This window comes from Streptomyces sp. NPDC046727 (genome assembly GCF_040645635.1).
In the GTDB taxonomy this organism is placed as follows: Bacteria; Actinomycetota; Actinomycetes; order Streptomycetales; family Streptomycetaceae; genus Streptomyces.
Genome location: NZ_JBEYYR010000010.1, coordinates 98,416 through 116,642, shown reverse-complemented (window position 1 = coordinate 116,642; position 18,227 = coordinate 98,416). Strand labels below are relative to the sequence as shown.

The window sequence follows — 18,227 nt, the reverse complement described above, 5'->3', positions numbered from 1 at the left end:
CGGAGGCGTCGAGCCCCCCGGGAAGCCGTCCCGGAAGCCCCCGCGATGCCGCCCCGGGGTCCGCCGGTCCAGGAGCAGCGGCGAGGCCGGTGGCCGGGAGGCGTACCGGCGGCCGACCGTGGGCCGGCGTACGGGTGCGGGGGTTGTCCACAGGCCCGACGCGGTGTCGGTGCTCGCCAGTAGGGTGTGAGACATGGCCGACCCCTCCAGCTACCGCCCCAGGCCGGGAGAGATCCCGGACACTCCGGGGGTGTACAGGTTCCGTGACGAGCACCGCCGGGTGATCTACGTCGGAAAGGCGAAGAGCCTGCGCCAGCGCCTGGCGAACTACTTCCAGGACCTGGCGAACCTGCACCCGCGCACCCGGACGATGGTGACCACCGCCGCGTCCGTGGAGTGGACGGTGGTGTCCACGGAGGTCGAGGCGCTGCAGCTGGAGTACTCCTGGATCAAGGAGTACGACCCCCGGTTCAACGTCAAGTACCGCGACGACAAGAGCTACCCCTACCTCGCGGTCACGATGAACGAGCAGTTCCCGCGCGTTCAGGTGATGCGCGGTCACAAGAAGAAGGGCGTCCGGTACTTCGGGCCGTACGGGCACGCGTGGGCCATCCGGGACACCGTCGACCTGCTGCTGCGCGTGTTCCCGGTGCGCACCTGCTCGGCCGGTGTCTTCAAGAACGCCGCCCGCACCGGTCGCCCCTGCCTGCTCGGCTACATCGGCAAATGCTCCGCCCCCTGCGTCGGCCGGATCACTCCCGAGGACCATCAGGGGCTGGCCGAGGAGTTCTGCGACTTCATGGCCGGCCGGACCGGCACCTACCTCCGCCGTCTGGAGAAGCAGATGATGGATGCGGCGGAGGAGATGGAGTACGAGCGGGCGGCCCGCCTGCGCGACGACATCGATGCCCTGAAGAAGGCCATGGAGAAGAACGCGGTCGTCCTCGCCGACGCGACCGACGCCGACCTCATCGCCGTCGCCGAGGACGAGCTGGAGGCGGCCGTGCAGATCTTCCATGTGCGCGGTGGCCGGGTCCGCGGTCAGCGCGGCTGGGTGACGGACAAGGTGGAGGAAATCACCACCGGCGCCCTGGTCGAGCACGCCCTGCAGCAGCTCTACGGCGAGGAGAGCGGGGACGCGGTCCCCAAGGAGGTGCTGGTCCCGGCCCTGCCCGAGCCGGTCGAGCCGGTCCAGGACTGGCTGACCGGCCGCCGGGGGGCGAACGTGTCGCTGCGCATCCCGCAGCGCGGCGACAAGAAGGCGCTCATGGAGACCGTGCAGCGCAACGCCCAGCAGGCCCTCGCGCTGCACAAGACGAAGCGCGCCTCCGACCTGACGACGCGCTCGCGGGCGCTGGAGGAGATCGCCGACGCCCTCGACCTGGACAGCGCCCCGCTGCGGATCGAGTGCTACGACATCTCGCATCTCCAGGGCGACGACGTGGTGGCCTCCATGGTCGTCTTCGAGGACGGGCTGCAGCGCAAGAGCGAGTACCGCCGCTTCCAGATCAAGGGCTTCGCCGGCCAGGACGACGTGCGCTCCATGCACGAGGTGATCACCCGCCGCTTCAGGCGCTACCTCGCCGAGAAGGAGCGGACAGGGGAGTGGGCCGACGGCTCCGGCGCCGAGGACACCCTCACCGACGGCGGCTCGCTCACCGGGACAGACGTGATCACCGACTCCCTCAAGGACGACGACGGCCGCCCGAAGAAGTTCGCGTACCCGCCCCAGCTGGTCGTGGTCGACGGTGGCCAGCCGCAGGTCGCGGCGGCCCGGCGCGCCCTGGACGAGCTGGGCATCGACGACATCGCCGTCTGCGGCCTCGCCAAGCGCCTGGAGGAGGTCTGGGTGCCCGGCGACGACGACCCCGTGGTCCTGCCCCGCACCAGCGAGGGCCTCTACCTGCTCCAGCGGGTCCGCGACGAGGCCCACCGCTTCGCGATCACCTACCAGCGCGTCAAGCGCGCCAAGCGCTTCCGCGCGGGCCCGCTGGACGACGTCCCCGGCCTCGGCGAGACCCGCAAACAGGCGCTCATCAAGCACTTCGGCTCGGTGAAGAAGCTGCGGTCCGCCACAATCGAACAGATCCAGGAAGTGCCCGGGATAGGCCGGAAGACGGCCGAGACCATCGCCGTGGCCCTCGCTCAGGCGGCCCCGGCCGCACCCGCCGTGAACACGGCGACCGGAGAGATCATTGAGGACGAGGAACCCGATACGACGGGGGGTTCCTCGGGGGAGCCCGTGACCGCGGGCGCCCCGGACGAACGACGGGGGCAGGAGACATGAGCGAGCACGACACACAGCCGACAGCACAGAGAGATCAAGCGCACAGCGACACGGGCGACGATGTCGTCCGCGACGACGCCGACGCCGGCCAGGACACGGGCCAGGACAACGGAGCACAGGTGAGTACGGGCAGCGAGACAGCCGGGGCCCCGGAGGCGGCCATTCCCGAGCTGGTGATCATCTCCGGCATGTCCGGAGCCGGCCGGTCCACGGCCGCGAAGTGTCTGGAGGACCTCGGCTGGTTCGTCGTGGACAACCTCCCGCCCGCCCTCATTCCCACCATGGTGGAGCTGGGTGCCCGCTCGCAGGGCAACGTGGCGCGGATCGCGGTCGTCGTGGACGTGCGCGGCCGGCGCTTCTTCGACAACCTGCGCGAGTCCCTCGCCGACCTGGACACCCGAGGCGTCACCCGGCGGATCGTGTTCCTGGAGTCCTCCGACGAGGCCCTGGTCCGCCGCTTCGAGTCGGTGCGCCGCCCGCACCCGCTCCAGGGCGACGGCCGGATCGTGGACGGCATCGCCGCCGAGCGGGAGCTGCTGCGCGAGCTGCGCGGCGACGCCGACCTGGTGATCGACACCTCCAGCCTCAACGTGCACGAGCTGCGCGCCAAGATGGACGCCCAGTTCGCCGGCGAGGAGGAGCCCGAGCTGCGGGCTACCGTGATGTCCTTCGGCTTCAAGTACGGCCTGCCGGTCGACGCCGACCTGGTCGCGGACATGCGGTTCCTGCCCAACCCGCACTGGGTCCCGGAGCTGCGCCCGTACACCGGCCTCAACGAGGAGGTCGCCGCCTATGTCTTCAACCAGCCCGGCGCCAAGGAGTTCCTCGACCGGTACGCCGAGCTGCTGCGGCTCATCGCGGCCGGCTACCGGCGCGAGGGCAAGCGCTACGTGACCATCGCCATCGGCTGTACCGGCGGCAAGCACCGCTCGGTCGCGATGTCGGAGAAGCTCGCCGCGCGCCTCGCGGCCGAGGGCGTGGAGACGGTGGTCGTGCACCGGGACATGGGACGGGAATGACGGAACGTACACCGCGGCTGAGCAGGCTGCGCCGGATGGTGCCGGACGCGCGTGCCGGCCGTCCGGCCGAGGTGCGCGGGGGCCGGCCCCGGCGGCGCGGCGCCCAGCCCAAGGTGGTCGCGCTCGGCGGCGGCATGGGCCTGTCCGCGTCGCTCGCCGCGCTGCGCCGGATCACCGGCGACCTCACCGCCGTCGTCACCGTGGCCGACGATGGCGGATCCAGCGGCCGGCTCCGGGACGAGCTGGGCGTGCTGCCGCCCGGCGACCTGCGCAAGGCGCTGGCCGCGCTGTGCGGCGACGACGACTGGGGCCAGACCTGGGCCAGGGTCATCCAGCACCGCTTCCAGTCGCAGGGCGACCTGCACGATCACGCGGTCGGCAACCTGCTGATCGTCGCCCTGTGGGAGCAGCTCGGCGACCATGTGCAGGCATTGGACCTGGTCGGCAAGCTGCTCGGCGCGCATGGGCGCGTGCTGCCCATGTCCGCCGTGCCGCTGGAGCTGCAGGCCCTGGTCAAGGGGCATGATCCGGAGCGCCCGGAGGACGTGGACACGGTGCGCGGGCAGGCCACCGTCGCCCTGACGCCCGGCGAGGTGCAGTCGGTGCATCTCGTGCCCAACGACCCGCCCGCCGTCCCGGAGGCCGTGGCCGCGGTCCTGGACGCGGACTGGGTGGTGCTCGGTCCCGGCTCCTGGTTCTCCTCGGTGATCCCGCACCTGCTCGTCCCCGAGCTGCTGGACGCCCTCACCGAGACCAAGGCGCGCCGTGTGCTCTCCTTGAACCTGGCGCCGCAGCCGGGAGAAACCGAGGGCTTCTCCCCGCAGCGTCATTTGGAGGTTTTGGGGCGACACGCCCCTAAACTCGCCCTGGACGTGGTGCTGGCCGACGAGGCCGCCGTGCCCGACCGCGACTCGCTCACCGAGGCCGCCAAGCGGCTGGGAGCCGCGGTCGAGCTGGCGCCGGTGGCCCGGACCGACGGATCACCCCGGCACGATCCGGAGCTGTTGGCCGCCGCGTACGACCGTATTTTTCGGATGCATGGAAGGATCGGCCCATGGCGATGACGGCAGCGGTGAAGGACGAGATCTCCCGGCTCCCCGTCACCCGGACCTGCTGCAGGAAGGCGGAGGTTTCCGCCATTCTGCGGTTCGCCGGCGGCCTCCACCTGGTGAGCGGGCGCATTGTGATCGAGGCGGAACTGGACACCGCGATGGCGGCGCGCCGGCTCAAGCGGGACATCCTGGAGATCTTCGGTCACAGCTCCGAGCTGATCGTGATGGCGCCCGGCGGACTGCGCCGCGGCTCGCGGTATGTCGTACGGGTCGTGGCGGGCGGTGACCAGCTGGCCCGGCAGACCGGTCTGGTCGACGGCCGGGGCCGGCCGATCCGCGGGCTGCCCCCGCAGGTGGTCTCGGGGGCCACCTGTGACGCGGAGGCGGCCTGGCGCGGGGCGTTCCTGGCGCACGGCTCGCTGACCGAGCCCGGCCGTTCCTCCTCCCTGGAGGTGACCTGCCCGGGCCCGGAGGCGGCGCTCGCGCTGGTCGGGGCCGCCCGCAGGCTGTCGATCGCCGCGAAGGCCCGCGAGGTGCGCGGGGTGGACCGGGTCGTCGTACGCGACGGTGACGCGATCGGCGCCCTGCTCACCCGGCTCGGTGCGCACGAGTCCGTGCTGGCCTGGGAGGAGCGCCGGATGCGGCGCGAGGTGCGGGCCACGGCGAACCGGCTCGCCAACTTCGACGACGCCAACCTGCGCCGTTCGGCCCGTGCCGCCGTGGCCGCCGGTGCCCGGGTCCAGCGCGCTCTGGAGATCCTCGGGGACGAGGTGCCCGAGCACCTCGCCGCCGCCGGCCGGCTGCGCATGGAGCACAAGCAGGCGTCCCTGGAGGAGCTGGGCGCGCTCGCCGACCCGCCGCTCACGAAGGACGCGGTCGCCGGCCGTATCCGCCGGCTGCTGGCGATGGCGGACAAGCGCGCCGCCGACCTGGGCATCCCGGGCACGGAGGCGAACCTCACCGAGGAGCTGGCGGACAACCTGGCGGGCTGATCCGAAACGCCGTCAACTCGCCGGTGCCGACGTCCGATCGGGTGGTCGGCACCGGCGTTTTCGTGTCTGTGAGGCACTCTTGACTCGATCATGGAGTGACATGAGCCTGGCAACCTGTTCGCCGCTGTGGCGGACCACCGGTAGGGGGGTTCATGAGACACAGAGCGAGATCGATCCTCGCTGTCGGCGCGCTTCTCCTCGGCGGAGCGAGCCTTGCACCCACAGCCCAGGCACAGAGCGGAACCCCGGCCCCGTCCGGGCCGGACGAGGTCAAGGTCTTCCGCGCCGAGGTCACGAAGCAGCAGGTACCCCTGCTGCTCAAGGCCGGCCAGGACGGCCATGAACTCGGTGAGCGGGTGACCGGACGCGGCAAGGCCGAGGTCGAGGTCTACCTGACCGACAAGCAGGCCGCCCAGCTGCGCAAGCAGGGCGTCGACCTCACCGAGCACACCCTCTCGGCCAAGGCGGTGGCCCGGGTCGAGGACGCCGCCCAGGGCGTGTTCCGCCCGTACAGCGGAAGCGGCGGTCTCAAGGAGGAGATCCTCCGGACCGCCCAGGCCCACCCCGGCCTCACCAAGGTCGAGTCCATCGGCAGGACCATCAAGGGCCAGGACATCCTCGCGCTCAAACTGACCAAGAACGCGAAGAAGTCGAAGGACGGCTCCAGGCCCGCCGTGCTGTACCTGTCCAACCAGCACGCGCGCGAATGGATCACGCCGGAGATGACCCGGCGGCTGCTGCACTACTACCTGGACCACTATCGGACCGACAAGCGCGTCAAGAAGATCGTCGACTCGACCGAGCTGTGGTTCGTGCTGTCGGCCAACCCGGACGGCTACGACTACACCTTCCAGGGCTCCGCCAACCGCCTGTGGCGCAAGAACCTGCGGGACGTCAACGGCGACGGCGTGATCAGCACGGGCGACGGTGTCGACCTCAACCGCAACTTCGCCTACAAGTGGGGCTACGACGACGAGGGTTCGTCCCCCAACCCCACCAGCCAGACCTACCGCGGCGCGAGCCCCGCCTCCGAGCCCGAGACGAGGGCCCTGGACGGCTTCGAGAAGCGCATCGGCTTCACCTACGGCATCAACTACCACTCCGCCGCCGAACTCCTCCTCTACGGCGTCGGCTGGCAGGTGGCCACGCCCACCCCCGACGACGTCGTCTACAAGGCGCTGGCCGGCACCCCCGACAACTCCGCCGTCCCGGGCTACCACCCGCAGGTGTCCTCGGAGCTGTACACCACCAACGGCGAGGCGGACGGCCACGCGTCGAACGTCAACGGGATGGCGATGTTCACCCCGGAGATGTCGACCTGTCAGACCGCGTCGGACCTCGACCCGGACGACGCCTGGAAGAGCCAGGACTGCCAGTCGGGCTTCAACTTCCCCGACGACGAGAAGCTGATCCAGCAGGAGTTCGCCAAGAACGTCCCGTTCGCGCTCTCCGTCGCCGAGACCGCCGCGCACCCCGACAAGCCGGCCTCCTCGGTCGGCCTGGACGCCGCCGACTTCACCCCGGCCGCGTTCGGCACCTCGTACTCCCGGGGCGCGGACCAGGAGGTCTCGGTCGTCGTGCGCAAGGCGATCCGGGACAAGGAACTCAAGTACCGCGTCAACGGCGGCCGTACGCTCGGCCAGGCGCTGAAGCCCTGGAAGGGCGGACAGACCTACGGCGGCGAGGACAACCTCTACTTCGACCAGTACCGGGCCAAGGTGCGGGACGGCGACCCGGGCGACAAGGTCGAGGTGTGGTTCACCGGTGAGACCAGGAACGGGAAGAAGGTCTCCAGCGACCGCTTCACCTACACCGTCGCCCGGCGGGCGAAGGCGGACACCCTCGTGGTCGCCGAGGAGGGCACGGCCGCCGCACAGGCGCGGACGTACGTGGACGCGCTCAAGGCCGCCGGGCACCGGGCCCTCGTCTGGGACGTGGCCACGCAGGGCGCGCCGGACGCGCTCGGTGTCCTCAAGCACTTCCGGACGGTCGTGCACTACTCCGGCGCGAACGGCCCCGGCAACGCCACCCAGCTCCAGCTGCGCGCCTACCTCAACGAGGGCGGACGGCTGATCGAGGCCGGCGAACTGGCCGGCGGCAGCGTCGACCTCGGCGACGGCACCCCGTCGGACGACTTCAGCCAGTACTACCTGGGCGCCTACAGCCGGACGTCGACCAAGGGGGCCACCGGCTTCACCGGCTCCGGCGCGCTCGACGGCTTCACCGCCGCGCTCGGTGACGCGCCCGGCAACCCGCTCGACAAGGCCGGTACCTACGGCGTCACCTCCGACGAGCTGCCGGTCGGCACGTACCCGCAGTTCAAGAGCGCGGGCGCGGGCACCTTCGCCGGGACCGTCAACCCGTACGGGCCGTACACGGGATCCGCCATGGCCGCCGCCGTGCACACCGACGACGCCTACAAGCGCCTCACCCGCACCATCGACCTCACCGGTGTCGGTGCGGCCGACAAGCCGACCCTGAGCACCCGGCTGCTGTGGGACACCGAGCCCGGCTACGACCACGCGGTGGTCGAGGCGCACACCGTGGGCGCCGACGACTGGACGACCCTGCCGGAGGCCGGAGGGGCCACGAAGACGGCCGTGCCGGCCGAGTGCGGGGGCGGGTTCCTGATCGGCGAGCACCCGTGGCTGAAGCACTACCTGACGATGACCGGCAACACCTGCACCGCGACCGGTACCACCGGTTCCTGGAACAGCCTCACCGGCAGCTCCTCCGGCTGGCAGCAGGTGAGCTTCGACCTGAGCGCGTACGCCGGGAAGGCCGTCGAGGTCTCGATCAGCTACGTCACCGACCCCGGCAGCGGCGGGCACGGCGTCCTCGCCGACGACGCCTCGCTGCTGACCGGCGGGGCGGTGAAGGAGACCGAGGGCTTCGAGTCGTCCCTGGGTGCCTGGAAGGCGGCCGGGCCGCCGGCGGGCAGCCCGGCGGTCCTGAAGGACTGGACGCGCACCGGGACCCTGTTCCAGACCCATGGAGCGGTCGCCACGGACGACACCGTGCTGCTCGGTTTCGGCCTGGAGCAGGTGCCGTCGGCGGCCGATCGGACGGCCCTGCTGAGGAAGGCGTTCGCCTCGCTCGACAGGTGAGCGGAACCCCCTCTCAACGGTGCGCCGACGGGGTGCACATCAAGTGAGCCGACCCGCTCACGAACGAGTGAAAACAGCGTCAAGAATGCCCGGCATTCCGTGACAAATACGGATGAATCAACTGCCGATCCGAGGCGGTCCGTACCCCTACTGGCGGGTACGGACTGCCTGCCCGTGTATGGGTCATCTCGATGTCACTCCGGGGGCCTCAGAGAGGTAGGGTCGGTGGTGGTCGGGGACATCCCAAACACAGCTCGCCGGCACCGCATGGCCGGCGTACCAACGAGGAGATCGGTTCGTGACGATCCGCGTAGGCATCAACGGCTTCGGCCGCATCGGCCGTAACTACTTCCGCGCGCTGCTGGAGCAGGGTGCTGACATCGAGGTTGTGGCTGTCAACGACCTGGGTGACACGGCGACCACTGCGCACCTGCTCAAGTACGACACGATCCTGGGCCGCCTCAAGCAGGAGGTCTCCCACACCGCCGACACCATCACCGTCGACGGCCACACCATCAAGGTGCTCTCCGAGCGCAACCCGGCCGACATCCCGTGGGGCGAGCTGGGTGTCGACATCGTCATCGAGTCCACCGGCATCTTCACCAAGAAGGAAGACGCCGCCAAGCACATCGCCGGCGGCGCCAAGAAGGTCCTCATCTCGGCTCCGGCCAAGGACGAGGACATCACCATCGTGATGGGTGTCAACCAGGACAAGTACGACCCGGCGAACCACCACGTCATCTCCAACGCCTCCTGCACCACCAACTGTGTGGCGCCGATGGCGAAGGTCCTCGACGAGAACTTCGGCATCGTCAAGGGTCTGATGACGACGGTGCACGCGTACACGAACGACCAGCGCATCCTGGACTTCCCGCACAAGGACCTGCGCCGCGCCCGTGCCGCCGCCGAGAACATCATCCCGACCACCACCGGTGCCGCCAAGGCCACCGCCCTGGTCCTCCCGCAGCTCAAGGGCAAGCTCGACGGCATCGCCATGCGCGTCCCGGTCCCGACCGGCTCGGTCACCGACCTCGTCGTCGAGCTCTCCCGCGAGGTCACCAAGGAAGAGGTCAACGCCGCCTTCCAGAAGGCCGCCGAGGGCGAGCTGAAGGGCCTCCTCGACTACACCGAGGACGAGATCGTCTCTTCCGACATCGTCAACGCCCCGGCGTCCTGCACCTTCGACTCCTCCCTGACCATGGTCCAGGAGGGCAAGAGCGTGAAGGTCATCGGGTGGTACGACAACGAGTGGGGCTACTCCAACCGCCTCGTGGACCTCACGGTCTTCGTCGGCAACCAGCTCTGATCGCAAACAGCAGGACCACGAAGTGAGAGCAGGGCTCGGGCAGCGCATGGCCGCGCTGTCCGGGCCCTGCTCTCACGTACTGACCACGCCCTTTTACGATCAGGTGCACCACGAGCCCTCCTCAGGAGTCCACTCAATGAAGACGATCGACGAACTTCTCGCCGACGGCGTGAGCGGCAAGCGGGTCTTCGTCCGCGCCGACCTCAACGTGCCGCTGGCCGACGGGACGATCACCGACGACGGCCGCATCCGCGCCGTTCTGCCCACCGTCAAGGCCCTCGCCGAGGCCGGCGCCAAGGTGGTCGTCGCCTCCCACCTGGGCCGCCCCAAGGGCGCCCCGGACCCCGCCTTCTCGCTGCTGCCCGCCGCCGAGCGCCTCGGTGAACTGCTCGGCGCCCCGGTCGCCTTCGCCCAGGACACCGTCGGCCCCGCCGCCCACGACGCCGTGGACGGCCTCCAGCCGGGCCAGGTCGCGGTCATCGAGAACCTGCGCTTCAACGCCGGCGAGACGTCCAAGGACGACGCCGAGCGCGGCGCATTCGCGGACCAGCTGGCGGCCCTCGCCGACGTGTACGTGGGTGACGGCTTCGGCGCCGTCCACCGCAAGCACGCCTCCGTCTACGACCTGGCGAAGAAGCTGCCGCACTACGCCGGCTACCTGATCGCCACGGAGGTCGGCGTCCTCAGGAAGCTCACCGAGGACGTCAAGCGCCCCTACGTCGTCGCGCTCGGCGGCGCCAAGGTCTCCGACAAGCTCGCCGTCATCGACGAACTGCTCGGCAAGGCCAACCGCCTGCTCATCGGCGGCGGCATGGCCTACACCTTCCTCAAGGCCAAGGGCTACGAGGTCGGCATCTCCCTCCTCCAGGAGGACCAGATCCCGGCCGTCACCGAGTACATGGAGCGAGCCGAGAAGCTGGGCGTGGAACTGGTGCTCCCGGTCGACGTCCTGGTGTCCCGGGAGTTCCCGGACATCAAGGGCCAGACGCCGGCCGACCACACGGTGGTCGCCGCGGACGCCATCCCCGCCGACCAGGAGGGCCTGGACATCGGTCCGGAGACCCGCGAGCTGTACGCCTCGAAGCTCGCCGACGCCGCGACCGTCTTCTGGAACGGTCCCATGGGCGTCTTCGAGCACCCCGACTTCGCCGGAGGCACCCGGGCCGTCGCCGAGGCACTCGTCGACTCGGACGGCTTCACCGTCGTCGGCGGCGGTGACTCCGCCGCGGCCGTGCGTACGCTCGGCTTCGACGAAAACGCGTTCGGACACATCTCGACCGGTGGCGGCGCCTCCCTCGAATACCTCGAGGGCAAGACGCTCCCCGGCCTCGCCGCACTGGAGGACTGACCTCAATGGCCGCATCCAACATTTCCGGGCGCACGCCGCTGATGGCGGGCAACTGGAAGATGAACCTCAACCACCTTGAGGCCATCGCACACGTCCAGAAGCTCGCCTTCGCCCTGGCGGACAAGGACTACGAGGCCGTGGAGGTCGCCGTCCTGCCGCCCTTCACCGACCTGCGCTCGGTGCAGACCCTGGTCGACGGCGACAAGCTCAAGATCAAGTACGGCGCCCAGGACATCTCGCAGCACGACTCCGGCGCCTACACCGGCGAGATCTCCGGTCCGATGCTGGCCAAGCTGAAGTGCACCTACGTGGTGATCGGCCACTCCGAGCGCCGCCAGTACCACAACGAGACCGACGAGCTGATCAACGCCAAGGTCAAGGCCGCCTACAAGCACGGTCTCACCCCGATCCTGTGCATCGGCGAGGAACTGGACGTCCGCGAGGCGGGCAACCACGTCACCCACACCCTCGCCCAGCTCGAGGGCGGTCTCAAGGACCTCCCGGCCGAGCAGGCCGAGACCGTCGTGATCGCCTACGAACCCGTGTGGGCCATCGGCACCGGCAAGGTCTGCGGTTCGGAGGACGCCCAGGAGGTCTGCGCAGCCATCCGCGCCAAGATCGCCGAGCTGTACTCGCAGGAGCTGGCCGACAAGGTCCGCATCCAGTACGGCGGCTCCGTGAAGTCGGGCAACGTCGCCGAGATCATGGCGCAGGCCGACATCGACGGCGCCCTGGTCGGCGGTGCCTCGCTGGACGCCGACGAGTTCGTCAAGATCGTGCGCTTCCGCGATCAGTGACACGAGCTGTGAGTAGGCGGTAGCGGCGATACGTCGTACCCTTGCGGGGGCACAGCCGAGGCGCTGTGCCCCCGTCGTCCATCCGAATCCGAGGAAGTTGGTCCAGCCGTGGTTTTGGGGTTCTCGATCGCCCTGATCGTCTTCAGCCTGCTGCTGATGCTGCTGGTGCTGATGCACAAGGGAAAGGGCGGCGGCCTCTCCGACATGTTCGGTGGCGGCATGCAGTCCTCCGTCGGCGGCTCCTCGGTCGCCGAGCGCAACCTCGACCGCATCACCATCGTGATCGGTGTGCTGTGGTTCGCGTGCATCATCGTCCTCGGCATCCTGATGAAGACCAGCAGCTGACGGAACAGCTGACGCGCGAACAGCGCAAACAGGGCGTACAGCCCGCACAATCCGCATATTCCACACGTAAAGCCCCATGTTGGGTACGTGCTCCCGAGCGCGGCCTATCATGGGGCTTGCGTCTGGATGTGGGGCCCGGTAACTCCAATCACTGGACGCGCGTTGGGCCTTACGTAGACTGAGGCGCTCGCAGCGAAGCGAAACGCCGACTCGCTTTGCGGCACCATCACGCAGGGAGTTACGACCGTGGCAAGTGGCAACGCGATCCGAGGAAGCCGGGTCGGGGCGGGGCCGATGGGCGAGGCCGAGCGCGGCGAGTCCGCGCCGCGTCTGCGCATCTCCTTCTGGTGCTCCAACGGGCACGAGACGCAGCCCAGCTTCGCCAGCGACGCGCAGGTACCCGACACCTGGGACTGCCCGCGCTGCGGCTTCCCGGCCGGCCAGGACCGGGACAACCCGCCGGACCCGCCGCGCACCGAGCCGTACAAGACGCACCTGGCGTACGTACGGGAGCGGCGCAGCGACGCGGACGGCGAGGCGATCCTCGCCGAGGCGCTCGCCAAACTGCGCGGCGAGATCTAGCAGTTTCACCGGCCGGGTGCCCGCGGGCGCCCGGCCGGAGCCATATCCGCCACTCGGCGCCGACCGATTGTCAGTGGTGCCCTCTACGGTTTTCGTGAAGGCGTGAACCGCGAGGGGGAGTTGTGACGGTGGCCGAGACGGCGGACAGGCGTGCGCCCGCGTGGCGCGGGGGCTTCGGGCGGCTGTGGAGCGCGGCCGTGCTCTCCAGCTTCGGTGACGCACTGCGCAGGGCCGCGCTGCCGCTGCTCGCCGCCTCGCTGACCGACCGGCCCCTGCTCATCGCCGCCGTGACCGCCTGCGGTTATCTGCCCTGGCTCGTCTTCGGGCTGCTCGGCGGAGCGGTGGCCGACCGCGTCGACCAGCGGCGCGCGATGTGGACGGTGGATGCGGTACGAGCGCTGCTCGTCGCCGCCTTCGCGGTCACCGTGGCCCTCGGCCACGCCTCGATCGCCCTGCTGATCGCGCTGGCCTTCGTACTGACCACGCTGGAGACCCTCTTCGACAACGCCGCCACGGCCCTGCTGCCCGCCCTGGTCGGCCCCGGGGCCCTCGGCAGCGCCAACGCCCGCCTCATGACGGGGCAGCGGGTGGCGGGCGGTCTGCTCGGGGCACCCGTGGTGCCGCTGCTGCTCGCCGCCGGGACCGCCGCGCCGTTCGCGGCCGACGCGGCCACCTTCCTGCTGGCCTCCGCCCTGGTCGCCTCCCTGCGCACCGGCGCACCCGAGCGAGAGCCGAGACCCGCGGGCAGCACCCTGCGCCGGGAGATCGCCGACGGACTGCGCACCCTGTGGCGCGACGGCGCCCTGCGCGGCCTGTGCGCCGCCACCGCCCTGTGCAACATCGGCGTCGGTGCCCTGGTCGCCACCCTGGTGCTACTGATCACCGGCCCGTTGCACGGGGGCACCGCGGGCTACGCGGCGGCGACCACCGCCTACACGCTCGGCAGCCTGGCCGGAGCCGCCGTGAACGGCAGGCTCGTCGCCCGCCTGGGCGGGGTACGGGCCGTCCTGCTCGCCGGGACGGTGCAGATCGGCGCCCTCGTCGTCATGGGGACCGTGCGCAGCCTGGCCGTCCTGGTGGCCGCCATGGCCGTGTTCGGCGTCATGGGCATGGTGTGGAACGTGACCACCACGACCCTGATGCAGCAGCGCACCCCCGCCGGGACGGTGGGCCGGGTGGCCGCCGCGTTCCGCACCCTCGGGGTCGCCGGAGCACCTGTGGGCGCGCTGCTCGGCGGCGCCGTGGCCACGGTGTGGGGCGCCGGCACCCCGCCCCTGCTGGCCGCCGTCTTCTTCGTCCTGTCCGTCACCGCGTTGATACCGGCGCGCCGGCCGGACGTACCTGTTGTTGCCCGCGAGGACAGCGTCTCGACCGCTCGTCCCGTGCGCTGATCAATTAGGTTGGGAACGGCAGCGGGACAGGTACCGAAAGAAGGCTGAAGTCGGAAATGAACGCAGACGGCCGTACCAGGCTCAACCAGACGCCCGAGTGGACCGCTCTCGCCAAGCACCGGGAAGAGCTCGCGGACACCCATGTGAGGGATCTGTTCGCCGCCGACCCCGCGCGCGGCACCGGGTACACGCTCCAGGTCGGCGACCTGTACATCGACTACTCGAAGCACCTGGTCACCGACGAGACGCTGCGCCTGCTGCGCGAGCTGGCCACCGCGACGGACGTCTTCGGCCTCCGCGACGCCATGTTCCGCGGCGAGAAGATCAACGTCACCGAGAACCGGGCCGTGCTGCACACCGCGCTGCGCGCCGCGCGGGACGCGGTGGTCGAGGTCGACGGTGAGAACGTGATCCCGGCCGTGCACGCTGTGCTCGACAGGATGACCGACTTCGCGAACCGCGTCCGCTCCGGCGCCTGGACCGGCCACACCGGCAAGCGCATCAAGAACGTGATCAACGTCGGCATCGGCGGCTCGGACCTCGGCCCCGCGATGGCCTACGAGGTGCTGCGCAGCTTCACCGACCGCGACCTCACGGTCCGCTTCGTCTCCAACGTGGACGGTGCCGACCTGCACGAGGCCACCCGGGACCTGGACCCGGCGGAGACCCTGTTCATCGTCGCCTCCAAGACCTTCACCACGATCGAGACCATCACCAACGCGACGTCCGCCCGCACCTGGCTGCTGGCCGCGCTCGGCGACGAGGCCGCGGTGGCCAAGCACTTCGTGGCGCTGTCCACGAACGCGGAGAAGGTCACCGAGTTCGGTATCGACCCGGCCAACATGTTCGAGTTCTGGGACTGGGTCGGCGGCCGGTACTCGTACGACTCCGCGATCGGCCTGTCCCTGATGATCGCCATCGGCCCGGACCGCTTCCGCGAGATGCTCGACGGCTTCCGGCTGGTCGACGACCACTTCCGCACCGCTCCCGCCGAGGCCAACGCGCCCTTGCTGCTCGGCCTGTTGGGCATCTGGTACGACAACTTCCACGACGCCCAGTCGCACGCGGTCCTGCCGTACAGCCACTACCTCTCCAAGTTCACGGCGTACCTCCAGCAGCTGGACATGGAGTCCAACGGCAAGTACGTCGCCCGTGACGGCAAGCAGGTCGACTGGCAGACCGGACCGGTGGTGTGGGGTACGCCCGGCACCAACGGGCAGCACGCCTACTACCAGTTGATCCACCAGGGCACCAAGCTGATCCCGGCGGACTTCATCGGCTTCGCCGAGCCGGTCGCCGAGCTGAGCGGTGAACTCAAGGACCAGCACGACCTGTTGATGGCCAACTTCTTCGCCCAGACCCAGGCGCTCGCCTTCGGCAAGACGGCGGAGGAGGTCCGCGCGGAGGGCGTCGCCGAGGAACTGGTCCCGCACAAGACCTTCCAGGGCAACCGGCCGACCACGACGATCCTCGCCCGCGAGCTGACCCCGTCCGTGCTCGGCCAGCTGGTCGCCCTCTACGAGCACAAGGTGTTCGTGCAGGGCGCGGTGTGGAACATCGACTCCTTCGACCAGTGGGGCGTGGAGCTGGGCAAGGTCCTCGCCAAGCGCGTCGAGCCCGCCCTCACCGAAGGCGCCGACGTCCCCGGCCTGGACGCGTCGACGAAGGCGCTGGTCGCCAGGTACCGGGAACTGCGCGGCCGGAGCTGAGACAGGCTCAGGCCACCGCGCTCAGCGTGTCCGCGAGGCGTCGGCGGGCCGCGCGGGCCGCGGGCAGCACGGACAGCGCCGCCGCGCCGAGCACGGCGGCCGAGCCCAGCAGGAGCAGCAGCCCGGGCGAGGGGGACTGGGCGATCCCGGCGCCGATGCCGCTGGAGCCGCCCTGGGCGTCGATCAGCCGGCGGGCCAGCGGCAGCCCCAGCGCCGTACCGGCGACGACCGCCGCCAGCGCCGTACAGCTCGTCGCGGTGACGGTGATCGCGGTGATCTGCCGCGGGGACATGCCGATCGCCCGGAGTGCCAGCACGTCCCGCTCGCCCTCGCGGACACTGCCGCCGATCGCGGTGAGCAGCTCGACCAGGCCGATCAGGGCCAGGACGGCGATCAGCCCGGCGACGACACCACGCAGCGGGGACAGCCCGTCGGCGGGGTTCGTCACGGGGTGCGCCTCCAGGTGACCACGGCCGGCGGAGGCGAGCGCGGTGGCCACGCGGTGCGGGTCGGCGCCCGGGCGCAGGCGCAGCTCGTAGAAGGCGGGGGACAGCTCCGGGTCGTTCTCGCGGAGGGTGTCCAGGGAGGTGGTCACGACCCGGCCGGCGTTGCGCGGTTCGATGGCGCGGCCCACGATGTGCAGGATCTGCGGCCGGTCGCCGACCGTCATCCGGACCCAGTCGCCGACCCGCGCGTGCAGCACGTCGAGCAGGCCCTGGCCGGCCACCGCCTCGTCCGGGCCGCGCGCGGGACGGCCCTCGGCGAGGGCGTAGGGGTAGGGCTCGGCGCGGGTGCCGACACCGCGCAGGGCGATGGTCCCGGTCTGGCCGGGGACCAGCGCGGCCACCTCGACGCCCGGATAGGCGGCGGCGACCCGGGGGTCGCGGGTCAGCACGGACCGTACGCCGGCGGCGTCCAGGGCGCCGTCCGAGCGGACCGTGAGCGCAGTCGGCAGGCCCACCCGCTCGGGGCTGCTGTGGAAGCGGTCGATCGTGGTCCACGCGCTGACCGCCACCACGATCAGCAGCAGGGGCAGGGTGAGCCGGGCCACGGTGGCCAGGGACCGGCCGCGCCCCGCGAACGCCTTGTGGCAGCCGAGGACCAGGGCGGCCGGCAGTCGCAGCCCGAGCGCCCGCCGGGCCGGCCCGGTCAGCCGCCCGCCCTTCGCCGCGGCCGGGCGCGGCACCGGAACCGGCGGCACCCGACCCGCCCGCCAGGCGGCGAGCCCTGTGGTCAGGGCGATGAACAGCACGGCGCCGGCGGGCACCGCGCCCAGCGCCAGGGTGTGCCCGGGCAGCCCCTGCCACACGCCCACCGCGTCCCCGAGCCGCCCGGGGATCAGGCTGCCCAGGCCCTCGGTGAGGCCCGCCGCGGCGACGGCGCCGAGCAGGGCGTACGCCAGGTGCTGGAGCAGGAAGATCCGTACGACCTGGCCGGGTGTGAAGCCGATCGCCTTCAGCACCGAGAGGTCCCGCAGATGCCCGCGGATCCGGGTGGCGATGGCGCCGTGCACCGCGAAGCCCGCGGCGATCAGGGCGCCCAGACCGAACAGGCCGAGCACCTGGCCCAGCAGCCGGCCCGCGCCCTGTGCCTCGGCGCGCGCCTGCTGCCAGGTGGAGACCTCGCCGACCGCGCCCGCGCCCAGCACGGTGACGGCGCGCTGCACGGCGTAGTCCGTGTCGGCCGCGTTGCCGAGCCGCAGCCCGATGACCTGGCCGGCCGGGGCGCGCACCGCGGACGGCAGCGCCCACACCAGGCCCGGCTGCTCGCCCGGCCGGTACGGGGGTTCTGCGCTGTCCGCGATGCCCTCGACGGTGAGGGTGCGGGCGGTGCCGGGCAGCGTCAGGGTGTCGCCGGGCTCCGCCAGCAGGGCCCGGGCCAGGCCGCTCTCCAGCACGACGCCGTCCGGCGCGGCCGGGTCCAGCCAGTGCCCGGAGGTGAGCAGGGGCCGGCCGACGGAGGGCTGATCAGGGGTGCCGCGCAGCTCCACGGAGGCGCGGGTGCCGCGGGCGGCGACGGTGGCGGACTCGGTGCGGTAGGGGCCGGCGACGGAGGTGACACCGTCCAGCCGGGCCAGCTTCCCGGCGTCGGCGGACAGCGCGGTGTGCAGCCAGACGTGGGCGCCGCGCGCCTCGGCGAAGGTCCGCTGCCACGGGTTCGTGGCGTACCCGAACAGGGCGGTGGCGAGCAGCAGCGAGACGACGATGCCGGCGGTCGCCAGCACCAGGAACAGCGCCTCGCCGCGATGCGTGCGCAGGTCGGAGTGCGCCCAGCGCAGGGTGGCCCGCATGT

General features: G+C 71.1%; 13 protein-coding genes. 12 read left to right on the top strand and 1 reads right to left on the bottom strand.

All coding sequences use genetic code 11. From position 1 onward, the window contains the following. Positions 1-193 precede the first annotated feature (193 nt). From uvrC to pgi, 12 genes are all read left to right on the top strand, one after another. Positions 194-2,287 (top strand): excinuclease ABC subunit UvrC, encoded by a 2,094-nt coding sequence (gene uvrC / locus ABZ937_RS15040; protein WP_361691215.1) that lies wholly within the window; start codon positions 194-196, stop codon positions 2,285-2,287. After that, positions 2,284-3,306 carry an RNase adapter RapZ gene (rapZ, locus tag ABZ937_RS15035; RefSeq protein ID WP_361691212.1) on the top strand — a complete coding sequence of 341 codons (1,023 nt, stop codon included), beginning with the start codon at positions 2,284-2,286 and terminating at the stop codon, positions 3,304-3,306. Before uvrC ends, rapZ begins: the two co-directional genes overlap by 4 nt. Next, a complete protein-coding gene (yvcK, locus tag ABZ937_RS15030) occupies positions 3,303-4,370 on the top strand; it encodes a uridine diphosphate-N-acetylglucosamine-binding protein YvcK (RefSeq protein WP_361691209.1) in 1,068 nt (355 codons plus the stop codon). The genes rapZ and yvcK overlap by 4 nt, the downstream gene beginning before the upstream one ends. Beyond that, positions 4,361-5,350, top strand: coding sequence for a DNA-binding protein WhiA (gene whiA / locus ABZ937_RS15025; RefSeq protein WP_014672011.1), 990 nt, complete (start codon positions 4,361-4,363; stop codon positions 5,348-5,350). Before yvcK ends, whiA begins: the two co-directional genes overlap by 10 nt. Before the next feature lie 152 nt (positions 5,351-5,502). Further along, positions 5,503-8,457 (top strand): M14 family zinc carboxypeptidase, encoded by a 2,955-nt coding sequence (locus tag ABZ937_RS15020; protein WP_361691206.1) that lies wholly within the window; start codon positions 5,503-5,505, stop codon positions 8,455-8,457. A gap of 298 nt (positions 8,458-8,755) precedes the next feature. Next, positions 8,756-9,763 (top strand): type I glyceraldehyde-3-phosphate dehydrogenase, encoded by a 1,008-nt coding sequence (gene gap, locus ABZ937_RS15015; RefSeq protein ID WP_361691203.1) that lies wholly within the window; start codon positions 8,756-8,758, stop codon positions 9,761-9,763. 136 nt (positions 9,764-9,899) lie between these two features. Beyond that, complete coding sequence (locus tag ABZ937_RS15010; RefSeq protein WP_361691200.1) at positions 9,900-11,111, top strand: phosphoglycerate kinase; 1,212 nt, start codon at positions 9,900-9,902, stop codon at positions 11,109-11,111. A 20-nt stretch (positions 11,112-11,131) separates the two neighbouring features. Continuing rightward, positions 11,132-11,908 (top strand): triose-phosphate isomerase, encoded by a 777-nt coding sequence (tpiA, locus tag ABZ937_RS15005; RefSeq protein WP_361691630.1) that lies wholly within the window; start codon positions 11,132-11,134, stop codon positions 11,906-11,908. Positions 11,909-12,016: 108 nt separating this feature from the next. Further along, complete coding sequence (gene secG, locus ABZ937_RS15000; protein WP_361691197.1) at positions 12,017-12,253, top strand: preprotein translocase subunit SecG; 237 nt, start codon at positions 12,017-12,019, stop codon at positions 12,251-12,253. A 246-nt stretch (positions 12,254-12,499) separates the two neighbouring features. Then, positions 12,500-12,835, top strand: a complete 336-nt coding sequence (locus tag ABZ937_RS14995; protein ID WP_003957010.1) for an RNA polymerase-binding protein RbpA — start codon at positions 12,500-12,502, stop codon at positions 12,833-12,835. A gap of 122 nt (positions 12,836-12,957) precedes the next feature. Beyond that, positions 12,958-14,226, top strand: a complete 1,269-nt coding sequence (locus ABZ937_RS14990) for an MFS transporter (RefSeq protein WP_361691194.1) — start codon at positions 12,958-12,960, stop codon at positions 14,224-14,226. Positions 14,227-14,282: 56 nt separating this feature from the next. Further along, the gene (gene pgi / locus ABZ937_RS14985; RefSeq protein ID WP_361691191.1) at positions 14,283-15,935 is read left to right on the top strand and encodes a glucose-6-phosphate isomerase; all 1,653 of its coding nucleotides are present in this window, start codon (positions 14,283-14,285) and stop codon (positions 15,933-15,935) included. A 7-nt stretch (positions 15,936-15,942) separates the two neighbouring features. On the opposite strand, the gene ABZ937_RS14980 is transcribed toward pgi, so the two are convergent. Beyond that, positions 15,943-18,225, bottom strand: coding sequence for an FtsX-like permease family protein (locus ABZ937_RS14980; RefSeq protein WP_361691627.1), 2,283 nt, complete (start codon positions 18,223-18,225; stop codon positions 15,943-15,945). Between the last annotated feature and the right edge of the window lie 2 nt (positions 18,226-18,227).

Excerpts from the sequence above, each read along its gene's own strand:
- uvrC (WP_361691215.1), top strand. The coding sequence starts at position 194 with ATGGCCGACCCCTCCAGCTACCGCCCCAGGCCGGGAGAGATCCCGGAC.
- rapZ (WP_361691212.1), top strand. The coding sequence starts at position 2,284 with ATGAGCGAGCACGACACACAGCCGACAGCACAGAGAGATCAAGCGCAC.
- yvcK (WP_361691209.1), top strand. The coding sequence starts at position 3,303 with ATGACGGAACGTACACCGCGGCTGAGCAGGCTGCGCCGGATGGTGCCG.
- whiA (WP_014672011.1), top strand. The coding sequence starts at position 4,361 with ATGGCGATGACGGCAGCGGTGAAGGACGAGATCTCCCGGCTCCCCGTC.
- ABZ937_RS15020 (WP_361691206.1), top strand. The coding sequence starts at position 5,503 with ATGAGACACAGAGCGAGATCGATCCTCGCTGTCGGCGCGCTTCTCCTC.
- ABZ937_RS15010 (WP_361691200.1), top strand. The coding sequence starts at position 9,900 with ATGAAGACGATCGACGAACTTCTCGCCGACGGCGTGAGCGGCAAGCGG.
- pgi (WP_361691191.1), top strand. The coding sequence starts at position 14,283 with ATGAACGCAGACGGCCGTACCAGGCTCAACCAGACGCCCGAGTGGACC.
- ABZ937_RS14980 (WP_361691627.1), bottom strand. The coding sequence starts at position 18,225 with ATGCGGGCCACCCTGCGCTGGGCGCACTCCGACCTGCGCACGCATCGC.